Annotated in this window: 17 protein-coding genes; all 17 read right to left on the minus strand. The window is 45.0% G+C overall.

Annotation, left to right across the window (positions count from 1 at the left end):
• Positions 1–166: 166 nt before the first annotated feature.
• Entirely contained in the window at positions 167–1,294 is a 1,128-nt protein-coding gene (locus U9Q77_01825; protein ID MEA3286103.1) for a glycosyltransferase, read from the minus strand.
• 34 nt (positions 1,295–1,328) lie between these two features.
• Positions 1,329–2,165, minus strand: a complete 837-nt coding sequence (locus tag U9Q77_01830) for a glycosyltransferase family 2 protein (protein ID MEA3286104.1) — start codon at positions 2,163–2,165, stop codon at positions 1,329–1,331.
• Positions 2,158–3,282, minus strand: coding sequence for a glycosyltransferase (locus tag U9Q77_01835; protein ID MEA3286105.1), 1,125 nt, complete (start codon positions 3,280–3,282; stop codon positions 2,158–2,160). The genes U9Q77_01830 and U9Q77_01835 overlap by 8 nt, the downstream gene beginning before the upstream one ends.
• A 12-nt stretch (positions 3,283–3,294) precedes the next feature.
• The gene (locus U9Q77_01840; GenBank protein MEA3286106.1) at positions 3,295–4,233 is read right to left on the minus strand and encodes a glycosyltransferase family 2 protein; all 939 of its coding nucleotides are present in this window, start codon (positions 4,231–4,233) and stop codon (positions 3,295–3,297) included.
• A 34-nt stretch (positions 4,234–4,267) separates the two neighbouring features.
• A complete protein-coding gene (locus U9Q77_01845) occupies positions 4,268–5,839 on the minus strand; it encodes a tetratricopeptide repeat protein (GenBank protein ID MEA3286107.1) in 1,572 nt (523 codons plus the stop codon).
• The gene (locus U9Q77_01850) at positions 5,829–7,718 is read right to left on the minus strand and encodes a Na+/H+ antiporter NhaC family protein (protein MEA3286108.1); all 1,890 of its coding nucleotides are present in this window, start codon (positions 7,716–7,718) and stop codon (positions 5,829–5,831) included. Before U9Q77_01850 ends, U9Q77_01845 begins: the two co-directional genes overlap by 11 nt.
• A 14-nt stretch (positions 7,719–7,732) precedes the next feature.
• Positions 7,733–9,247 carry a GGDEF domain-containing protein gene (locus tag U9Q77_01855; GenBank protein ID MEA3286109.1) on the minus strand — a complete coding sequence of 505 codons (1,515 nt, stop codon included), beginning with the start codon at positions 9,245–9,247 and terminating at the stop codon, positions 7,733–7,735.
• Positions 9,248–9,441: 194 nt separating this feature from the next.
• Entirely contained in the window at positions 9,442–9,972 is a 531-nt protein-coding gene (locus U9Q77_01860) for a zf-HC2 domain-containing protein (protein MEA3286110.1), read from the minus strand.
• A 51-nt stretch (positions 9,973–10,023) separates the two neighbouring features.
• Positions 10,024–10,599 (minus strand): sigma-70 family RNA polymerase sigma factor, encoded by a 576-nt coding sequence (locus U9Q77_01865; protein MEA3286111.1) that lies wholly within the window; start codon positions 10,597–10,599, stop codon positions 10,024–10,026.
• A 2-nt stretch (positions 10,600–10,601) separates the two neighbouring features.
• Positions 10,602–11,663, minus strand: a complete 1,062-nt coding sequence (gene holA, locus U9Q77_01870) for a DNA polymerase III subunit delta (protein ID MEA3286112.1) — start codon at positions 11,661–11,663, stop codon at positions 10,602–10,604.
• Positions 11,614–12,429, minus strand: coding sequence for an undecaprenyl-diphosphatase UppP (gene uppP / locus U9Q77_01875; protein ID MEA3286113.1), 816 nt, complete (start codon positions 12,427–12,429; stop codon positions 11,614–11,616). The genes holA and uppP overlap by 50 nt, the downstream gene beginning before the upstream one ends.
• Complete coding sequence (locus U9Q77_01880) at positions 12,426–13,124, minus strand: polyphenol oxidase family protein (protein MEA3286114.1); 699 nt, start codon at positions 13,122–13,124, stop codon at positions 12,426–12,428. Before U9Q77_01880 ends, uppP begins: the two co-directional genes overlap by 4 nt.
• A 41-nt stretch (positions 13,125–13,165) precedes the next feature.
• Complete coding sequence (locus U9Q77_01885) at positions 13,166–15,079, minus strand: penicillin-binding protein activator (protein MEA3286115.1); 1,914 nt, start codon at positions 15,077–15,079, stop codon at positions 13,166–13,168.
• 3 nt (positions 15,080–15,082) lie between these two features.
• On the minus strand, positions 15,083–16,909 hold the full coding sequence (glmS, locus tag U9Q77_01890; protein ID MEA3286116.1) for a glutamine--fructose-6-phosphate transaminase (isomerizing): 1,827 nt from the start codon (positions 16,907–16,909) through the stop codon (positions 15,083–15,085).
• Positions 16,910–17,162: 253 nt separating this feature from the next.
• Entirely contained in the window at positions 17,163–18,695 is a 1,533-nt protein-coding gene (gene guaA / locus U9Q77_01895; GenBank protein MEA3286117.1) for a glutamine-hydrolyzing GMP synthase, read from the minus strand.
• A gap of 111 nt (positions 18,696–18,806) precedes the next feature.
• Positions 18,807–19,577 (minus strand): 5'/3'-nucleotidase SurE, encoded by a 771-nt coding sequence (surE, locus tag U9Q77_01900; GenBank protein ID MEA3286118.1) that lies wholly within the window; start codon positions 19,575–19,577, stop codon positions 18,807–18,809.
• A complete protein-coding gene (gene accD, locus U9Q77_01905) occupies positions 19,570–20,415 on the minus strand; it encodes an acetyl-CoA carboxylase, carboxyltransferase subunit beta (GenBank protein MEA3286119.1) in 846 nt (281 codons plus the stop codon). Before accD ends, surE begins: the two co-directional genes overlap by 8 nt.
• Positions 20,416–20,827: the final 412 nt, after the last annotated feature.

Here is a 20,827-nt window from a genome sequence, read left to right on the forward strand (position 1 = left end):
AAAGAAAGGACATATTGCAATTGACCGAAGTCAGCAGGTGTAAATAATCTGGAGAGTAAGGGAGCTGCCAGGATCACACTCAATTGACCAATGGCAGTACCTGAGCTGAGTGTTGCAACATTGGAAGCAAAGGTTCCCTTGGTGAAGATTCTCTTTAGAAGTGCTCTCACTTTTTACCTGCAACTCCAGCTACAATGGTATCTTCAAGCTTCTGGGCAACGTGATCCCAGCTATTCGCTTTGGCTAGAGCAATTCTTTGGTGATCCTCCGGTTTAACCAGGGCCAATTGGATCTGGTCCAGGTACTCCTCATGGGTATTCCCAACAAAAATCACATCACGTAATTTGTCTATAGTTGAGGAATAATTCATGGAAACCACTGGTTTCCCTGCTGCACTATATTCATATAACTTATTGGGGTTCAGCGGTTTAGTTAATTCATCAACTACAAAAGGTATTAAGGCAACATTGAAAGCTTGAACAAATGCAGGTAGTACTTTATAATCGACTTTGCCTAGATATCGTAAGTTCGACAGACCCGTAAATTCTGTTTGAGATGAAAACCAACCGGGGTGTATTTCCGGTCCCAACAGGATAATTTCGTAGTCCGGATATGCTTTACAAATCTTTACAATTAACACAGCATCCAGCCAATCCATGGCTCCAGCATAACCCAATATGGGTTTTGTGATATTTATCAGCTCATCAGGTGTAGTTTGAAGCTGTGAGAAATGCTCATAATCCACACCATTGCCCAACAGCTGAACATTGTCAGCTCCCCATTTTACAATGGAATCCTGGATCTCGGGGCTAACGGCAAACGAAAGATCTGCCGTTTCCAGATAGGCCAGTAAATACTCACGAAGCCACTCAGGTGTACCAGGAAAATCCAGGTGGGCATCGTTGGCATCGTAAAAATGGAGGGTGGCCGGGAGTCTTCCGGCAATTTTGCCCCAGTAGGCTGAACTAAGACCAATGACACGATCTTTTCCCGAGAACCCTGAAAACATGGCCATTATTTGAAAATAGAGTGTTCCGATCAAGCCAAAGACCATACGCACCAAACGTAGATCCAGAATAGCAGCGATCCGTTTGTTGGGAATTCGCTTTAAAAAGGGAATGGTAAGCACGGTAAGATTTTCGCGGCGGCTGGGCAGCCAGTGCTGTTCTTTACCAACAACGTAGGGTTCGATATAGAGAATCTGCCAGTCATCTGGAAAGCGTCTGAGGATCTGTTGCTTACGGGTCACCAGATAATCCCATTTGATCTCGGCAAACCAGATTAGTTTTTTCATTAGAATTCTAACGTCAACATGGTGGACTGGTTCCCTATCTGGTCCGATGTTTTAAGTAGGTCATTAGAAATCCAAAACTCATGAAGATCTGTGAAAACAGGATCGTAATCCACTGATACCAGTGGGCGTGTCGAGCATAGATCTGAAGCATCCCGCGCAGTTTACGTTTGAGCTTTGAAAAACCAAACTCACCACCAATGGATGCTGACACTTTGTGATATATTTTACTCTGCGGGACAAATGCCAGTTGGTAACCAGCAGCGCGACAACGTAAGGAAAGGTCCACATCCTCCCCATACATTTTAAATGCCGGATCAAAGCCACCCATTTGATGCGCCAATTCTGTGGGCAGCATGAGACAACAACCCGTAATATAATCGGTAGCTTGTGTATCCGTCCTGATCGCACTTGAATTGGCTCTGATATGCCGATGAGCAACCACACCAGACCACAGATTAACAATTCCGCCCCCATACCAAACCAGGTCAGGATCAGCGGAATAGCACATCAGAGGAGCAGCCATTCCTACTGACCACTCGTTTTGAAATGCTTCCAGCAGAGGTTCCACAAAATCAGCTTCAACGGTTGTATCATTATTTAGGAAAATGAGATAATCGAAATGACGACCCCTGGTCCACTCCAATCCGGCATTGTTCCCCCCGCCATAGAGTAGATTCCGGGGTAATTCAAGCAGCTCAATCTGAGGATGAGCCTGCTTGATCCGGACAACTGAATCATCGTCGGATCCATTATCGATAACCACAAGCTCCGTATTTGCATAGGTCAGTTTTTGGAGAGAGTTCAAGCATTCAATCGTATCGTTGGCACCATTCCAGTTCAACACCAGAATGCAGACTTTTGGGTTATCCATCCAGAAACTCTTGGGTCATTTCTGTGCAAAAACTACCGATCGAAAATCGTGATTTGGAAGCTTTTACCTGCTTTGACATGGTTTCCTGATGAGAACCAGCAAAAAATTTGAGGATCATATCTCCCAAAGCCGGGGGATCTTCAGGCGGAACCAGATAACCGGTTTTTCCATGATCAATATACTCACCCAACCCCCCTACCTGAGTTGCGATCACTGGCCGATCCATTTGAAAGGCGATACCAATGATCCCGCTCTGGGTAGCGGTTCGATATGGCAGAACCAGCACATCACAGGCCGCGAAATACAGGGGTAATTCATCATCAGGAATGAATTCATTGCGATAGACGATATTTGAAGATATGCCGGCTGCCTGGATCAGGTCTTTATATTTCTGCTCATCTTCATAAGCCTCACCAAGGATAAATGCCTGAAAATCCGGGAGTTTACCCCTAATCATCCCCAGCGCTTTTATGAAAATGTCCAAGCCCTTATAAGGTCTAATGAGACCAAAGAAGAGCATAACGGGTTTATCAGAAAGCTTCAGCAGCTCACGGGCTTCAGATTTCGTATAGCGGGACTGATAGATCTCATAAAGCGGATGGAATAGTGTTGTTACAGAAGCCTCTGGACTATTCGTCAACACATCCTCGGTAACAGATCTGGACATGGTAAATACGTGATCAGCGTGTCGCAGTACCCGTTTAGCCATCCATGAATCGATCCATGATCTCTCATGAGGAATGAGATTATCCACCACTATCGCAACGCTTATGCCAGCCTTCTTCAATTGTCGGCTGATCACATTGATCAGGGGAGCAAAAAAAGGATTCCAATAACGAAAGATAACCAGTTCTGACTGAAAGGCGTTAATGCTGCGAACCGCTTTAAACCAGGTAAAGGGGTTGATGGAATCCAGAATTCTTTCCGATGGAAAATCAGAGGCAAGTTGCCCCACCTTGTATTCAGTTTTTCCGGGAAAGAGCAGTTTCGGGTATTGACGGGAATAATTGATAAACTGGACACTGTGATCCCTGCTCAATTCTTCATAGATCAATGCGCTTAAATCCGAAATGCCACCGCGATACGGTGGTCCAACACTAATCAAAGAAAGTCGCACACCCAAGCCGGATCAGTCATCATCACGGATGACAGGATTCTCCTTATGGAGTGAGCTGGTGATCAATTCCCCCAATAGTCCCATAGACACAAATTGGCCTCCGATGATGGCAAGCAGAATACCGATAAAGAAGATGGGACGATTATTAATCCACTGACCCGTACCATAAAAATATTGTTGCAACCACTGGATGCTAAGGAATCCGAGGATTCCTAGGCCCAGCATCAAAAGCAGCATGCCGGCCAGGCCGAAAAAGTGCATGGGTTTCCGCATGTATTTACCTAGAAACATAACGGTAAACAGATCAAGGTATCCGGTAAAGAGTCGGGCTATCCCATATTTTGATTCGCCATATTTTCGGGCACGGTGCTGGACAACTTTCTCAGTACAGGAAAAACCTTTCTGCTTTGCTAAAACAGGAATATACCGATGCATTTCGCCGTAGAGGTCGATGTTCTTCACTACTTTCCGGGTATAGGCTTTCAGTCCACAATTAAAATCATGAATGGGTATTCCAGAAAGTTTAGAGACCGTTAAGTTATACAACTTCGATGGCCATCTTTTACCGATGGGATCATGGCGAATCTGTTTCCAGCCACTCACCATATCCCAGCCATCATCCAATACTGTAATGAGGGGCAGGATCTCTTCCGGATTGTCCTGAAGATCAGCATCCATGGTAATCACATAATCACCATTAGCAGCTTTAAAACCGGCATTTAAAGCAGCTGCCTTGCCATGGTTCCTCTGAAAGCTGATTACCCTCACACGGGTATCAGATACAGCCATTTCCCGAATCAAATCCAAAGATCCATCCGTTGAGCCATCATCTATGAATATGATCTCAAATTGATGGCTGGAAGACTCCAGTGATTTTTCGACCTGAGACAATAGTTCTGCCAAAGATTCATCTTCATTAAAGAGTGGAACTACAATACTTATTAGACTCAATGAACCATCCTCACATTATCATTTTTCATGGATCTTAACGTAATTTACCTGCTCGCATATAGTAGATATAAGCTTCATTTGACTTTCCAAGATACTCCAAAACATCTCCCATATGCATTAAAACCTCTGGATTGTCGGGATTGATATTCAAAGACCGATCAATGAATTCACGGGCCAGCTGGATGTGGCCAAGTTTAAAATATATCCAACCGGCTGTATCAAGATAAGGAGCATTGTTGGGATTGATGACCAACGCTCGTTCAACAAATCCTGCAGCATGGCGCAGGGTATCCTCACTCACCTCCCCTTCTGTTAGCAGGTAAGCATAATTATTTAAGGCCAGATCATCTTCCGGGTTGATAGTGATCAATTGAACGTAGGTTTGCAATACTTCCTCACGTCGTCCGCAAAGATCTAATGTTGCGGCGATCATATGGAGGGTTTGCCCATCATCCGGACGAATTTCGAGGGTCTTTTCCAGGGCATCCAGAGCCTGCTGAAAATGGAGTGAGTCCCCCGTTTCAACTGCAATATCCTGTAGGATACTGCCCATTAACCGATGCAGGAAGAAATCATCTGGAAAGGCTGGGAGATAACTTTCCAAAACGACCCGGGCCTGATTCACTTCATCTACATCCAAATAGGTCCAGATCAACATGGATACAGCATTAGAATGATCTGGCTGTACTCCCAGGATCTCTTTCAGGATGATACGAGCTGTACTGGACTCGCCGGCATCGATAAGCAATTGGCTCAGCTTGAGCTTAAGTTCCCAGGATTCCTGACCATCTTCCAGAACCTTAGTGAGATAATCTATGGCTGCCATTTCACCGTGCATGACCTTTACCAGATCAGTTTTCATGCTTTGCAGATCCATAGAATATGGAGCAACCTCGATCAGTGAATCCATCAAGGCTTCAGCGGCAAAAAAGCGATTCATGCCGAGGAATAATCTGATCTGACGACCTACCAGGTCAGTCTGTGTCGGCATCCGTTTAATAAGCTTGTCATAAAGATCAGTAATTCGGGTATAGTCATTGGCATTGAGGTAGATGTTTTCAGCCCGTTGCAGAGCAGCCATCCGATCTGTATCCAATTCCCAGAGGCGAATTAAAAAATCAGCTTCACGGATGGTATCTCCCAATACATGGTATATCCGGGCTGTCTGGAGAATGGCATAATCATTATTATGCTCCACATCCAGGATCTGATCAAAATAGTTCAGGGCCAGAGTATGCTCTGCTTCTGACTGGGCAATCTCACCCAACAATTCAAGGGCTTTCAAGTTATGGGGTTGTAGATCGATCACTTCCAGCAAGGCTGCCTTGGCAAGTGCTTTTTGATCCACTTGAAAGTATAATCTGGCAAGTGAAAAATGAATGTCAGCCGCTCCGGCATCAAATGTAAGAGCTCGCTCATAAGCGATAATGGCCTGGTCAAGCTTTCCATCTGATTCCAGATTCATTCCATTCATGAATGCATCAATGGCTCGCGTATCGTAAGTGCGGATATTTTCTTGAGCATTCAGTGAAATAGCAGTAACAACCACAGTAATAGCTGAGTAGATCCATACGACCATTCTATGTGATAAACGATTAATGGGCATTAATCTCCGTAGTATTCTCTGGTAATTCCGGAAGCGGTTTGCCGTAGAATTTTAAGACAAGATACAGTGTCCCGATACTCAGAGCATAAAATAGGATTCCCGTGAAATATGATGGTTCGGAGATCAGTCCGATGGGTAGAAAACCGAACAAAATAGCCACGGTGCCAACCAACAGGGCGTAAGGCAACTGGGTTTGCACATGGTCCACATTATCAGCGCCACTAGCCAGTGATGAAAGAATGGTGGTATCCGAGATTGGTGAACAGTGATCACCAAATGTTGCTCCACTGATGATCCCTGAGAAAGTAGCCCAAAACAAGACCGTATGAACATCACCATACAACTGAATGGAGAGCGGAACGACGAGCGGGATCAGGATCGACATGGTTCCATAAGAAGTACCTGTAGCAAAACTGATCAATGCTGCAATAATAAAGGTCAGGGTGGGAAGAAGACCAGGTGAGATCCAATCCCGAGTATAGTGCACGATAAAATCAGCTGTGTGAATATCGGTACAAACCGATCCCAGACTCCAGGCCAATACCAGAATGATGGCGGCTAAAAACATGGTTCGGGCACCTTCAAACCAACTTTCCAAGGCAGCTTTGAGGGTTAACAATCGTTGACTTAACGCCATCACTATGGCCACAACAATGGCAATATAGCTAGCCCACAAAAGAGCCTGACTGGAATCAGTATTTTCCATGATCAACAGCAACTTCTCCAGAGCAGTGGAGCCCGCCGGAAAAGCATCCGGCATACCGGTAACAATCATCCCGGTAATGGTCATAAGAATGACGATGAATATCGGTATCACCGCATTGTACCAGCGGTGGGGAATATCCTTGGGGATCGCATTTCTGAGCAGCGAATCATCTGACAACGGTTTGGCACCGGGTCCTAAAACAGCCCCTGTGGTAATCGTTCTTGATTCAGCCGCATACATGGGTCCAAACTCACGGCGCATTGTGGCATTCATAAACACAAATACGATGGCTAGAATTGCATAATAACTAAATGGTATTGACAAAAGAAATAACAAATACGCATTGGTCTGAATCCCCAGAACCTTTAGCTGACCATCTAAAAGCGACATGGCGAAAACGATCCAGGTGCTAATCAAGCCAATACTGGCAACCGGTGCAGCTGTAGAATCAACGATATAGCTCAGCTTTTCTCGACTGATCCTCAACTTGTCGGTAAAGGGCCTCATGGTGTTTCCCACCAAAAGACTGTTGGCATAATCATCAAAGAAAATAAAGAGACCCATGGATGCTGTAGCAACCTGTCCCCGTACCCGTGTCTTGGCAAACCGAGCAGCAATGGCCACAATCCCGGCCAGACCACCGTTCTTCTGCACTATCCCGATGAGACCCCCGAATCCAAAGGTAAACAGGAGAATGGTAGCATGACCGGGATTGGCAACCGTGTGAACTATATAGCTATCCAATGAACTGAGAAAGCCATCGATGGGGTTATAGCTGAGCATAATGGTCACCCCTGCCCATATCCCAGAAAAAAGTGAGATCAACATTTCCCTGGTGAGTAAAGCTAAAATGATAGCTAACAACGGGGGCAGGATACTGAGCCACCCTGGTATAGTTGCAATTTCTTTGCGGGTGATCTCTTCGGCGCCCAACCCGTACTCCAGAGTAGCTCGTCCCTTAAGGATAACCTGGGCACTGCCCTTATCAGTCGTGATCTGGAGTGCGCTTTTTTCAAATCCGGTAACGGTAACCGGCTCCTGTTCGGAAGCCTGGTCAAAATGCTCCCAACTAACCTCAAAGGGTACACCGGAAAGAATAATTGGTGGAAATTCCAAGTCTTGGGCTTGAATTGGGGAAATGGAAAAATAGAGTAAGCAAACGGCTGTCAGCAATAGTTTCGTTCTTGTTAAGCCTTGGATTTTGGCACCATTCCTTTCTCAAATTTGACAACCTGATCCCCTCCGCGTCGTTTTGCGGTATACATGGCCGCATCTGCTGACTGGATCAGATCCTGCATGGCCTTGCCATCACGTGGGAATTCAGACAGGCCAATGCTGACCTTATTTTCGATAGTGATCTCATTCATTTCAAATTGATGATCACGTATGGCAGCACAGAGGCGACGGGCACTGGCCAAACAGGCTGCAGCATCAGAATTCACCATGATAATAACGAATTCCTCACCTCCATATCTTCCTGGAATATCACTGGTTCGAATGGAGTCACGAATTATCTGGGAAGTTTCCCGCAATACAAAATCACCCATAAGATGACCGTGAGTATCATTTACCAATTTGAATTTATCCAGGTCTAGAAAGAGAACTACCAGGGAGTTTTGATAACGACCAGCTCGGGCCAGCTCCTCCTGAAAACGTTGTTTCAAGGCACGGAGATTGTATAAATGGGTCAGCGTATCAATAGTGGCATAATTATTCAAACGTTCGTAGAGACTAAAGCGAGTAAGGGCCGCTCCCAAACTTTGGCTGATCATCTCAAAGATCCCGATCTCTGTCTGTTTGACCGGATATTCAGTGAATGATTCCAAAATCAGAGCACCTGGTCCATTCTTGACTTTGGCCAGCGGAAAAACCAGAACCTGGTCATGGGAATAGCCCTGATGATCCCCGGTGCGATAGATTCCTTCCATCCGAGTATCATGGCTTTTTTTAAATATACAGTATTTACCAGTCATGATCGATCGGCTCACCAGTGAGTTATACAGTGGGTAACTCATGCCTTGCTGCAATCCTGTTTCATCACCTTCAATAGAGTCAACGATAAAGTATTCCGGAGTATTCTCAGGATGAAGCACCAATACGGCCCGATCAAAATGAAGAAAATATTTACCGAAGCGGGAGATCTCATACAGGAAGTCGGTTTTGGTAGCTGCAATATTCAGATGAGTATTGACTTCGAGCATTACAGACAGGTGATCACTTCTTTCCTTGTATTCCTCCAAGAGTTTCGAAGTAATAGAATTCAGACCAATACTTTCGGCGACTTTGTCAAATTGAGCAAGATTGAGATCCTCACGTGTAAGATTGGGAGGAATAATAGTCAGTAGAAACCCGGCTAAACCATCTTGACCACCGATAGGTGATATGAGCGAGTATTCAGATAATTTACCTGGATCCTGGGAAAAAATGGCAGCATTAGCCTGATTCAGAATAAACATGCTGGAGAATGCTGTCTGAGTTTGTAATTCCTCGATAGCGGGAACTTCTGCAAGGATGATATCAAATACATGATTGCGGTTGGTTGGGAGATCCTGGAGCACAAAGACTCCAGCCGGATCAAGAATATAGAGATATACATGGAGCTCAGGATATGTGGAAAGCAGTATCCCAATGAGATTATTGATCTGACTTCTAAAAAATGGCTTTGTTTCCAGATTTGCGAGATCGATATCTGTTAATGCCATGATCCAATCCACCCTTACTTAACTTTTGGCAACATTCAACTCAAAGAGATGACTGCTTGGATATTGTTAATGTTACGCCCTCTCAGACGATTTAAGCAATAGACTTAAAGTTAAGGATGAGGAGTGTAAAAATCAATTGATACTCCTGATATTCACAGGATTTATAATACTCGATTTTTAGAGATGTTTGGTCTTTATTTTGTGTCGTTAACAAGTTGCAGGGAGGAGCTACCGGACTTAATGGTAGTCTTGTTCAGACCGAGTGAATCAGATTTATTTTCCTGTGTGCTATCAAGTTGCCCGACTATTGATTCAACCGGCTTTAGCTGAGCTTCTTGTACTCCAGTAAAGCTGCGTTCACTCTGGGGAGAGAATGGTGAGATCGGATCAATCCAAATATTCAATCCCAGGGCTACGAGCAAACCAGCGGCCACAGCAGATCCTGCGATCCGGGTATAGGAAGAACTGTACAATTTGTGCCAGAAAGTTTCCTGATTCATTTCCTCGATCTGGAGCATCAGGTTCTGAGTAAAATCTGGTTTTGCTTTTTTATGAGGGGAATTGTGAAGTTGATCTAAAATTTGGCTAAGGCTTTTGAAGCGTGTGTGACAAGCACTACAAACCGTTAGATGAGCATCGACCCGGGCTCTTATTTCTGGCGAAAGCGAATTTTCCTGATATTCTGTAAACTGTTCAGAAATGTAACTACATTCATTATTCTGCATGCCTAAGATCCTCGATTTGTGATGCTCTTGCGATAGCGTTATTGCTATGGACTACTCCCTAAGGTAACCTAATGTTTCCTGTAATTTCAAACGTGCTCTGTTCACACGTGACTTGACCGTTCCCATTGGAATGTCGAGTATTGTACTGATGTCTTCGTAGGAAAGTTCCTGAATATCTCGCAAAATTATGATCGTCTTAAAAGGTTCCACCAACTGTTTGATGGCTTTCATGATCTCTTCACCGGCATAAGTATTAAAAACAATACCTTCAGTATCTTTGCCAGGGTCCACCGGGGTAAATTCATTGTCTTCGAATGATAGTTGAGACATGGTGAAGGTTTTGCGGCGTTTTCGTTTTCGTAGTTCAGAGCGAGCCAGATTACCAGCGATCGTGTAGATCCAGGTAGAGAATTTAGCGATCTCTCTATAGGCATGCTTTTTCTTGTAGACCTTGAGGAAAGTTTCCTGCACCAGATCTTCAGCATCAGTCATATCATTTAGAAAGCGGTACACAAAGTTGATCAAACGATCTTTATAGCGATCCACCAATTCTACAAAGGCAAGCTCATTCCCACCCTGAAATTCAGCGATGAGTTGTTCATCTGTTTTTTGGATTTTTTCAGCCATTCCTATACAACCTTTGCTACCCAGGTGGAAAATGCCGACAGCATATCCAGGGAGCCTAATCTAAATTGCAGGTCGAGTTTTGCCAATTCACGGGTTGCCAACTGAAGTTCGGCCAATGAATACATACGGGATACTGACTCCAATTTCTTAAGAAAGTAGTAGGAAGTCGTTCCCTGCCCGATGGACTTGCGCGCCTCGAGTGGCTCCCGTAATGCCATGAGTTGAACAAGCCTGTTATATAATACGGCAACCAGGTAAGGAAGACCCTCCTTTCCTTGACGGTGGATCTCGACCAGGGCTTGAATAGCTGTTTGTCGATCACGATTTGAAAATGCTTCAACAAATTGACCGACTTGAGCATTTTCAACAGCACCGGCTATCCGATCGATCAATTCGCGTCCGATGGTCTGCTTGGGATCATCCAGGTATAATGCTAATTTTTCCAACTCATTTTCAATGATAGCCAATTCACCTTTGCTCAATTCGATCAAGCGATAGATGGCTGCTTTATCAAGATCAAGTTCATGGTGCTGGGCCATGGATGCAACAACACGGGGAAGTTCAGCAGGTTCTGGACTATTTATACTAAAAGCCCGGGACACATTCTGGATGGCACCCAGCCATTTTGCTTGTCGGTTATCGCCGATGGAGTAGTGAACCAGTACAATAGTATGAGGTGCCAAATTTTTCAACATATCTGCCAAATTGGTTTTAACCTGAACATTGGCATCTTGAATATCATGGAGCATGATCAAGCTGGCTGATGTAAAGAGCCCGCCCCCTTCCAATAATGAACTAACATCAGTGGCAAGCTTCAGATCAATCCCCCAACGTTGGATATAATCTGCATTTTCACCGAAACGCGTTTTAAAAACAGATTTAAGCGTGGTCAAGAATTGGCGATACAGATATGGATCAGAGCCTCTGGCAAAATAGAGAGATGCCAACTCTCCATTATGCAGGTCAGTCATAACTTGAGATTGATCTGGAAGTTTATTTGAATAGGCTGCCATGTTAGAAGTAGGCCATTCCCAGGAAAGCGATACTGAAGCAGTACCAGGCAAAATAATGAAATTTTCCCCCTTTGAGCAACTGCAGTAACCATTTTAAGCTAAAGAAACCGACAATGAATGAAATGACCAGGCCGATCAGCAGGATCAAACCTTCATCAGCATTGATACCAACCTCCAGCAGGTCTTTAAGCTCAAGAACAGTAGCTGCAAAAATGAGCGGTAAAACCATAATAAAACTGAACCGGGCAGCTTGTTCTTGTTTGATCCCGAGAGCTAAAGCCATGGTGATCGTTGATCCGGATCTGGAGATCCCGGGGATCAGCGCCAAAGCCTGAGCAAGGCCGATCAACAGAGCCTTCTTTAAATCAATTGGTTGGTTGGCTTTCCGATAATATTTTGTTGATAAGAGCATCCCACCAGTAACCAATAAAGCAATGCTCACCTGAACCGGGTCTGAAAACAGGTCACTGATCTGATCCCGTAAGAGCAGGCCTACGATCCCTGCCGGAAGCATCCCAACGATCATGAGCACTGTCAGTTTGAACTCTGAATTTGAATGGAACTCAGCCGACCATTTTTGCGGTGCCAAAAGGCGTGGAAAAAACACGGTTATGAGATTGATGATATCCTGCCAAAATATTACCAGTACGGCAAGAAACGTCCCTAAATGAACGACCAGTTCAAAGGCGATACTATCGGCGAAAGCATGTGAACCCAACAGAGCCTCGCCCAGTACCAGATGACCTGAGCTGGAAACAGGTAAAAACTCAGTTAACCCCTGAACCACTGCTAAAATTGCGGCACTAAAGGGACTCATGTGGGTATCCCGATCACGGACATCATACGGCCGGTAACTCCCTGATCCCGACGATGCGAAAAGAATAGATCGGAATCACGATAGCTGCAATAGGGCAATATCTCTATCTGATCAGCCGGAATACCAAAATTCAGAGCAGTGTCCTTCAAATAATTGTTATTGTCAAAATAGAATCGATCACTGTTGACAGCTTCTTTTAAATAGGTCGCTGGAAACTTGGTAGAGAATTCAGCACCCACTTCAAAATTATCCTGACCCAAGCCTGGACCAATGACCAGATTGATTGAAGCTGGTGTAACGGTGAACGAATCCAGGATCAGCCCTAAGGTTTTTCCAAGGATATCCAGTTCTGACCCCTGCCAACCGGAATGAACTGCAGCCACCAGAGGATACGCTTCAGACCAGATCAGAATGGGAGAACAATCAGCAGTTAAAATACTTAAGTAGACCCCCGGTGTGTCGGTTATCAGAGCATCTCGTGCGCTGTATTTACCTGGATATTTTACGATCTCAATTCCAGCCTGACTGATTTGGACAGGTTGGGCAAGTTGCGATTCAACCGTGTTAAACTGATCCAGAAATAATTGTCGATTTGCTGTGACATTTTGCAGGGAGTCACCTCTGGAAGTAGACATGTTAAGTCCCTGGAAAGGAGCAGAACTCTGCCCTCCCGGGCGAGTGGAAAAACCCAGCATTACTGATTTCGGAACATCCAAATTTTGCGGGCTAAGCACTCTTACTCGATCTCTGATGGGGACTCCATTTCAAGACTATCCAAGCTATCCATGGAGAAGAAGCCAAAATTATCATAATAGCCGGTGAGCTCAAAGCCTTTGTCTACATAATCCATTAGAAATACAAGATCATTCTCACGTCTGGTATTCCCCCCCCACTGTACCTGATGCACCAATCCTTCATAGCCAGGTGAATTGATCAATACTTCCCAGAGTCTACTGCCGGAGCCGCCTGCATATTGAGAAGCATTTAAAACCATGCCCATGGCATCAAACCCCATAAGATCATATTGTTCTGGATGACGATTAAATAGACGGATATACTCATCGGAATATGAGCTGGCAATCTCCTGGAATCCGAGACGGTTCCCCGCAACCAGAGTTAATTCAGGTATATAGCTGGCGTTCTTTTTCAGTATGGCTCTGTCTAGCCAATTCTCGTCTCCAAGAATATGGGTTGTGAGATTATTGCTGGCAAGCTGATACAAAATATAGGGGATACTGCCTTCGTGAATTGGGAAAAACATACCGTCGATATGAGATAACTCAACTTTAAGTGAATCTCCACGAGTGGGTCGTGATTTTCTTAAGATGGGTTGCAATTGTTCTTCATAGATATTGACCGAATCACCCTCAGTGATCATCCCAGTTAATAAAGAATCCAGACGGAGAGAGTCCTCCTGCATTTTCAGATACAATTCTTCGAGACCCTGTTCCCTGATCCTGCGAAAATGAACTTTGGAAAGATCAGTGGGCTCCCCGACATACCATCCCTGATATTGGATCAGTCCACCCAATTCGTCCACCCTGGTGGCAAAATTATCAGCAAATTGCTGTCCGTACTCAGTAGAGGGTGCAATGATAGCAAATGTTTTCATCCCCAGAGTTCTTACTGCATATTCAGCCATGGCAATTGCTTTACGTTCACGAGTGGCTCGAAATTGGAAAATTCCAGTTGAAAGATTTGTCAATTGGTTCTCGGTAGCTGCAGGAGCAATGATGGGAATCTGATGTCCTTCCAACACAGCAGCTGTCCCTTTGATATTCTCATTGGTCAAGGGACCGATCTGAGCAATAATACGGGGGTCATCTCTTACCTGTCTGGCAATTCTAATGCTCTCTGACAATTTACTTCTGTTGTCATAAATGTGCAGATTCACGGATTGACTTGTGCTATCCATATATGTCATGGCGGCATATCTGATCCCGTCCAGAATAGGTGTTCCGATGGTAGTTAGAGCTCCTGACAGCGGTAGAACCACTGCGATATGCAGTGTGTCCGGTTGGAGAGCACCGAATCGATCATATAAATGCATGGCTCGTCTACGTAAATCATCATCCTGGATATAGGGTCTGAGATTAAACAGGATATTCAGGGACTCACTCTGGTTACCGTCCTTTAGAAATCGTTCAGCGACCAACAGGGCCAGGAATTGTCCCGTTCGGTCTATTGATCTGGTGGCCAGTACATGCAGATCATCCACATCACAGACCGTTCCCACCAAAGATTCGGTGTACTCACGAGCAGCCCTGCGGATTTTCTTGTCACGAGTTACAGCTGCTGAACCGGCAAAATTCCAGGCGGCTTCACGAACATCTCCCAGATCCAGATAAATTTCACCCAATAAAAATTGCAGATCATCGAGGTAATCACTAGCTGGAAAAGTTCCTGGAAATTCACGCGCCAACATGAGGGCCCGCTGGTTAAAACCCAGTTTATTATAGCAACGAATACGCATATATGATGAAGCAGATCGTTGTTTATTCAAAGATGCATCTTCATCTGACAGTTCTGCAAATATCCGGAGGGCTTCCCAATAAGAGCCTTGCTCATAAAGATTTACACCTTCCTTAAATTCAGGTCGTGCGCCGAATAGAAGCAAAGGGATGAGTAGAAATAATAGACGATTGAACATTGTTTACTCCACTGTCACGCTTTTAGCCAGGTTTCTGGGCTGATCCACATTACAACCGCGTTCAACTGCTATATAATATGACAATAGTTGAAGCGGGATCACATTCAGGATAGGAGCGGTAAAGGAAAGAGCTGGTGGCACATACAGAACATGGTCAACCACATCTTTAATCCGTGTATCTCCCTGGGTAGCCAAGGCGATCACCCGTCCGTGCCGGGCTTTGACCTCTTCAATATTGCTGAGGATCTTATCATAGGTCTTATCCTGAGGGGCAATGGCTACAATGGGCATGGACTTATCGATCAAGGCAATGGGACCATGCTTCATTTCAGCTGCAGGATACCCTTCAGCATGGATGTAAGAGATCTCCTTGAGTTTCAAGGCACCTTCCAGTGCAACCGGAAAATTCACACCCCTGCCCAGATATAGAAAATTAGAGGCATCAGCATACAATTTGGCAATTTCAGCGATCTGATCAGCCTGTTTCAAGATCCACCCCACATCTTCAGGTAGACGCTGCATAGCCTGGGCAATCTCATGCCCATCAGCATCACTCATGCCCATCAGTCGAGCCAGTTTCAGCGTTAACAAAGAAAGGACAGTTACCTGCGAAGTAAATGCTTTGGTAGAGGCGACACCGATCTCAGGGCCGGCATGGATATAGACTCCTGCTTCGGTTTCCCGAGCAATGGAGCTACCCACAACATTACAGATACCCAGAACCGTAGCATTACGATTTTTGGCTTCCTGAATAGCTGCCAGGGTGTCTGCCGTTTCGCCGGATTGACTGATAGCGAAAACTATGGATTTAGCATCAACCAGAGGTTCACGATAGCGAAATTCACTGGCATATTCCACTTCAGCAGGCAGGCGGGCAAACTGCTCGAACATCATTTCACCAATGAGGCCGGCATGCCAGGAGGTTCCACAAGCTGTAAAATAGCGTTGATCGGCATGGAGAATGGATCCAATCATGTGATTGATGCCTCCCAGGTGGGCATTACCCTCCTCAGGCAACAAACGACCACGCATGGCATCGTGAATAGTATCGGGTTGACTGAAGATTTCCTTGAGCATGAAATGCTCATAACCACTTTTTTCGATCTCCTCCAGATCGAAGGTGATTTTGTGAATCTTTTTTGCTATCTGATGCTGATCACTGGAATAGGTTTTAATACCGTCCGGGGTCAAAACACCGATCTCCTCATTGTCCAGATAGATCACATCTTTGGAATATTTTAAAATTGCCGCCACATCAGAAGCGACAAAATATTCATCCTCTCCAACAGCCATGATCAGAGGAGCCCCTTTACGGGTACAAACAATTTTTTCTGGCTCATCTGCATGGATAATTGCCACCCCATAAGCACCCACAACATGTGAGAGGGCTTCTCGAACTGCGGATTCAAGATTACCATGATAAGCTTGGCTGATTAAAGCTACGACTACTTCTGTATCAGTATCACTGCTGAATTCATAACCATTGCTGACAAGTTCACTTTTAAGGATCTGATAATTCTCAATGATACCATTATGAACAATGGCCACCTTGCCATCCTGGCTAACATGGGGATGGGCGTTGTGCATAGTAGGTGGACCATGAGTTGCCCACCGGGTATGGCCAATACCCACTTGACTACTGATCTGCTTTTGAGCAAGAGCTCCCTGGAGTTCGCTTACTTTCCCAGTGACCTTTTCAAGACCAATACCACTCCTCTGCAAGAGGGCAATTCCGCATGAATCATAACCCCGGTATTCCAGGCGCTGCAGGCCTTCAATGACTACTGGAACAGCATTATTATGACCGATGTATCCTACTATACCACACATGGTTTCACTCTACTATTTATCCTCATTCATCAAGTTTACATTAACCATACATCAACACTGCTTAAATCTGGCTCCAGTCTCTTTTGCAATCCATTGTTCCCGTCTTCGATCTAAGAATTAAGGTCGGGATGTAGCAATCCGGGATCCGAGATAGCTTTGTCGTTTCTCTCCTCGCAAAGACTAGAATTAATTGTCTCAAACGACAAAATAATTAGCGTGGACTTATGCATAAAACTAAACAAGAAGTTCAATGCTACTCCCACTCAATAGTTCCTGGGGGTTTGGAGGTTATATCATAAACAACCCGATTAACGCCACTTACGGAATTTACGATCTTGCTGGAAACCTCAGCGAGGATTTCGTAGGGAATTCTAACCCAGTCTGCAGTCATGCCATCCATACTATGGACAGCCCGGATCGCCAACACATTCTCATAGGTTCGTTTATCTCCCATAACGCCAACGGTCTGTAAGGGAAGAAGTACAGTGAAAGCCTGCCAGATCTTGTCATACCAATCGGTTTCGTACAGCGTTTCAATGAAGATTTTATCTGCTGCTTTCAAAACTTCCAGACGATCTTTGCTGACACCTCCCAAACATCTTACTGCCAGTCCCGGACCGGGAAAGGGGTGACGTCCAATGATCTTGGCCGGCACATTCAGGACTCTGCCAACGGCCCGCACTTCATCTTTAAATAGCTCTTTGAAGGGCTCTATGATCTTGAGAGTCATTTCTTCAGGTAAACCGCCCACATTATGATGACTTTTTATCATTACTGCATGCCCTGAAACCGCGCCACTTTCAATAACATCCGGATACAGAGTGCCCTGGGCTAAGTATTCAATATTTTCAAAGGATCTGGCCACTTCTTCAAAAGATTCGATAAAAACCCGACCAATGATCTTACGTTTCTGTTCAGGTTCTTTTACTCCGGCCAATTCTGCAAGAAATTCCCGGGAATAATCATGTTGAAATATCTTGATGTGAGAGGCTTCAAAGAGCGCTTTAACCTCAGCAGGTTCATTTGCTCTCAGCAAACCGTTGTCGATAAAGACCGGAAGACAATTATCGCCAATTGCCTCATGCATTAGAAAGGCTAAAACAGATGAATCCACACCACCACTCAAACCCAGTAAAACTCTACGATCCCCCACTGTTTCACGAATTTGTTGGACTGTATCCTTCACAAAACTGGAGGAGGTCCAATCTCGATTGAATCCAGCGATTCTAAACAAAAAGTTGCTGATAATGGTCTGACCCTGAACTGTATGGTTTACCTCGGGATGGAATTGGACACCGTAATGAGGTTGGGTTCGGTGGGCGATCCCGGCGATCAGTTCACCGGAAGAACGGGCGATGACCTGGAATTCATGAGGAATTGATTCGACATGATCGCCATGACTCATCCAGACCTGGGATCCTGCAGAGACGCCTTCAAACAGGGGTGTCTCAACAGGAAAGTGAATTCCCATGGGACCGTATTCACGCGTGATCCCCGGTTCAACATTACCTTTATAATGCCGTGCAATGAGCTGTAATCCATAGCAAACACCCAGGATAGGAAGTCCCAGGTCAAACACACCGGGATCAATCTGGGGGGCGCCCTCTTCAAAGCTGCTATTCGGGCCACCGGACAGGACAAGCGCTTTGGCTCCTATTTCCTGGATCGCCTCAGCTGTAATATCAGAATGAACGATTCGACAGTAAACCTGTTCTTCGCGAATACGCCGAGCGATCAGCTGGGTATACTGTGATCCAAAATCCAGAATCAGCACTAACTCATGCATGAGGACCTCCTGAAAATATCCTCGCGCAGAGTACGCAAAGTGTTTTTATGCATGGACGAATAGATCGGTCTCATTGCAGTATTTCTTAATTGCCTGTTCAATGGAGTGGGGTTACCCAAGTTCCAGTTTCCAGGATCGCAGGGATTCCAGAAAGCTGTGGTTGGTAAGTTCATAATAGAGAGGAGTAATGGAAACCCAGCCTGATCTAATGGCATTCTCATCCAGATCCGGATCAGAATCCTGATAGATTCGAGTGCCTGAAAGCCAGTAATAAACCCGCTTCCGTGGATCCTCTCGACGTTCCAATTTCTCTTCATAGGTACCACTTCCCTGTCGGGTGATACACATGCCCTGAAAAGCACTGAGAGCTCCTTTCGGCACGTTAACGTTCAGCAGGGTACCTTGGGGTAAACCTTCATTAAGAATTCTATTCACCATGATCTGGGCGATCTCCGCAGCCGCCGAAAAATCTTTTTGCGAAAAAGAATTCAAAGATATGGCCATTGCAGGAATGCCCAGGATGGTACCTTCGTATGCGGCCGACACGGTACCCGAATAGATGATATCCACACCAACGTTGGCTCCCTGATTGATTCCGGATATTACCAGGTCAGGTCGGGGTATCAAGTGACCATTGATAGCCAACTTGACACAATCAGCCGGAGTGCCCCCTATTCCCCAACCATAGTGAGTATCGTTTCTAAATATCTCTGTTACTTTCAGGGGATCCGAGATGGTAATGGCATGTCCCATGGCACTCATTTCAGAGATGGGAGCTACGATATAGATCTCAGCCTGATCAGCAAGTATTTCGGCTAAAGCAAGGATACCGGGAGCATTTATTCCGTCATCATTGGTTAGCAGGATCTTAGGTTTAGACATGTAGGATCTCGAGAATTTCAGTCATCTTATTTTTCAGGTCATCCCGAGCAACGATCATATCCAGGAAGCCCTTTTCCAGCAGAAATTCAGCTCGTTGAAAACCTTCTGGCAAATCAGCGCCGATGGTCTGCTTAATCACCCGAGGACCGGCAAAACCGATCAAGGCACCTGGTTCAGCCATATTGACATCGCCGAGCATGGCAAAGCTGGCTGTCACACCGCCAGTGGTTGGATCGGTCATTAAAGAAATGTAAGGAACTTTAGCTTCGGCCAACTGGCTTAATTTGGCAGATGTCTTGGCCATTTGCATGAGGGAATAGGCACCTTCCATCATACGGGCGCCACCAGAGGCTGAAATAATGATCAGCGGATATTTTTTTTCGCGGGCAAGATCAGCAGCCCGAGCCAATAGTTCCCCTACAGCGGAACCCATACTGCCCCCGATAAATGAAAAGTCCATCACAGCCAAAACCACTGGTTTTTTATTCATGTAGCCCTGGATAACCTGAACAGCATCATGTTTGCCTGTTTTTTGTTGAGCGGCTGCAAGTTGATCACTATACTTCTTCTGGGCTTTGAATTTCAGGGGATCTTTGGGCTTGATATTTTGAAAATGAATGTGGCGATCTTTAGCATCCAGCAGAATTTCAATATAACTGGAGGCTGGAATACGAAAATGGTAGCCACACTTATAGCATACATTGTTACTCTGCAGCAATTCGGCTTTATATAAGATCTGACGGCAATTGGGACACTTAACCCAGAGTCCTTCTTTGATGTCCTTTTTCTCAGAGCTTACAGTCTGGATATTTTTTTCTTTTCGCTTGAACCAACTCATGCGTGTTCCTTACGACTTACGGCTTAATATTTTTCAGGTATTTACACCTTGGACATAATAACCTGCAAAGCAAGTTATACCAATTGTACTTCCAACTGGCACTTAATTTCTGCATCTTTTTCCGTTTCTCTGCACTTAAAGTTTCCACCATAGCTACGGCTATGCAAAAAACTTGAAGATTGATAAACGAAAAAATATTTTGAACTTATAGTGCCGTTTAGAAGTACAAATTGGTATTAGACCAAGATAGTTTGTAAGTTTGGGGGTTTGAGGGTTTAGAAAATAGGCTCATCGTCATAATGCGTACCTGGATACAATCATTGAGATTGGGGGTCAATAAAATATTCTGGGGTATAAAGGTATAAGGGTTATACGGTATATGGTATCCACTTGCTGAAACGTCTGCTCTGAC

It is taken from the genome of Candidatus Neomarinimicrobiota bacterium (assembly GCA_034716895.1).
In the GTDB taxonomy this organism is placed as follows: Bacteria; Fidelibacterota; UBA8477; order UBA8477; family JABMPR01; genus JABMPR01.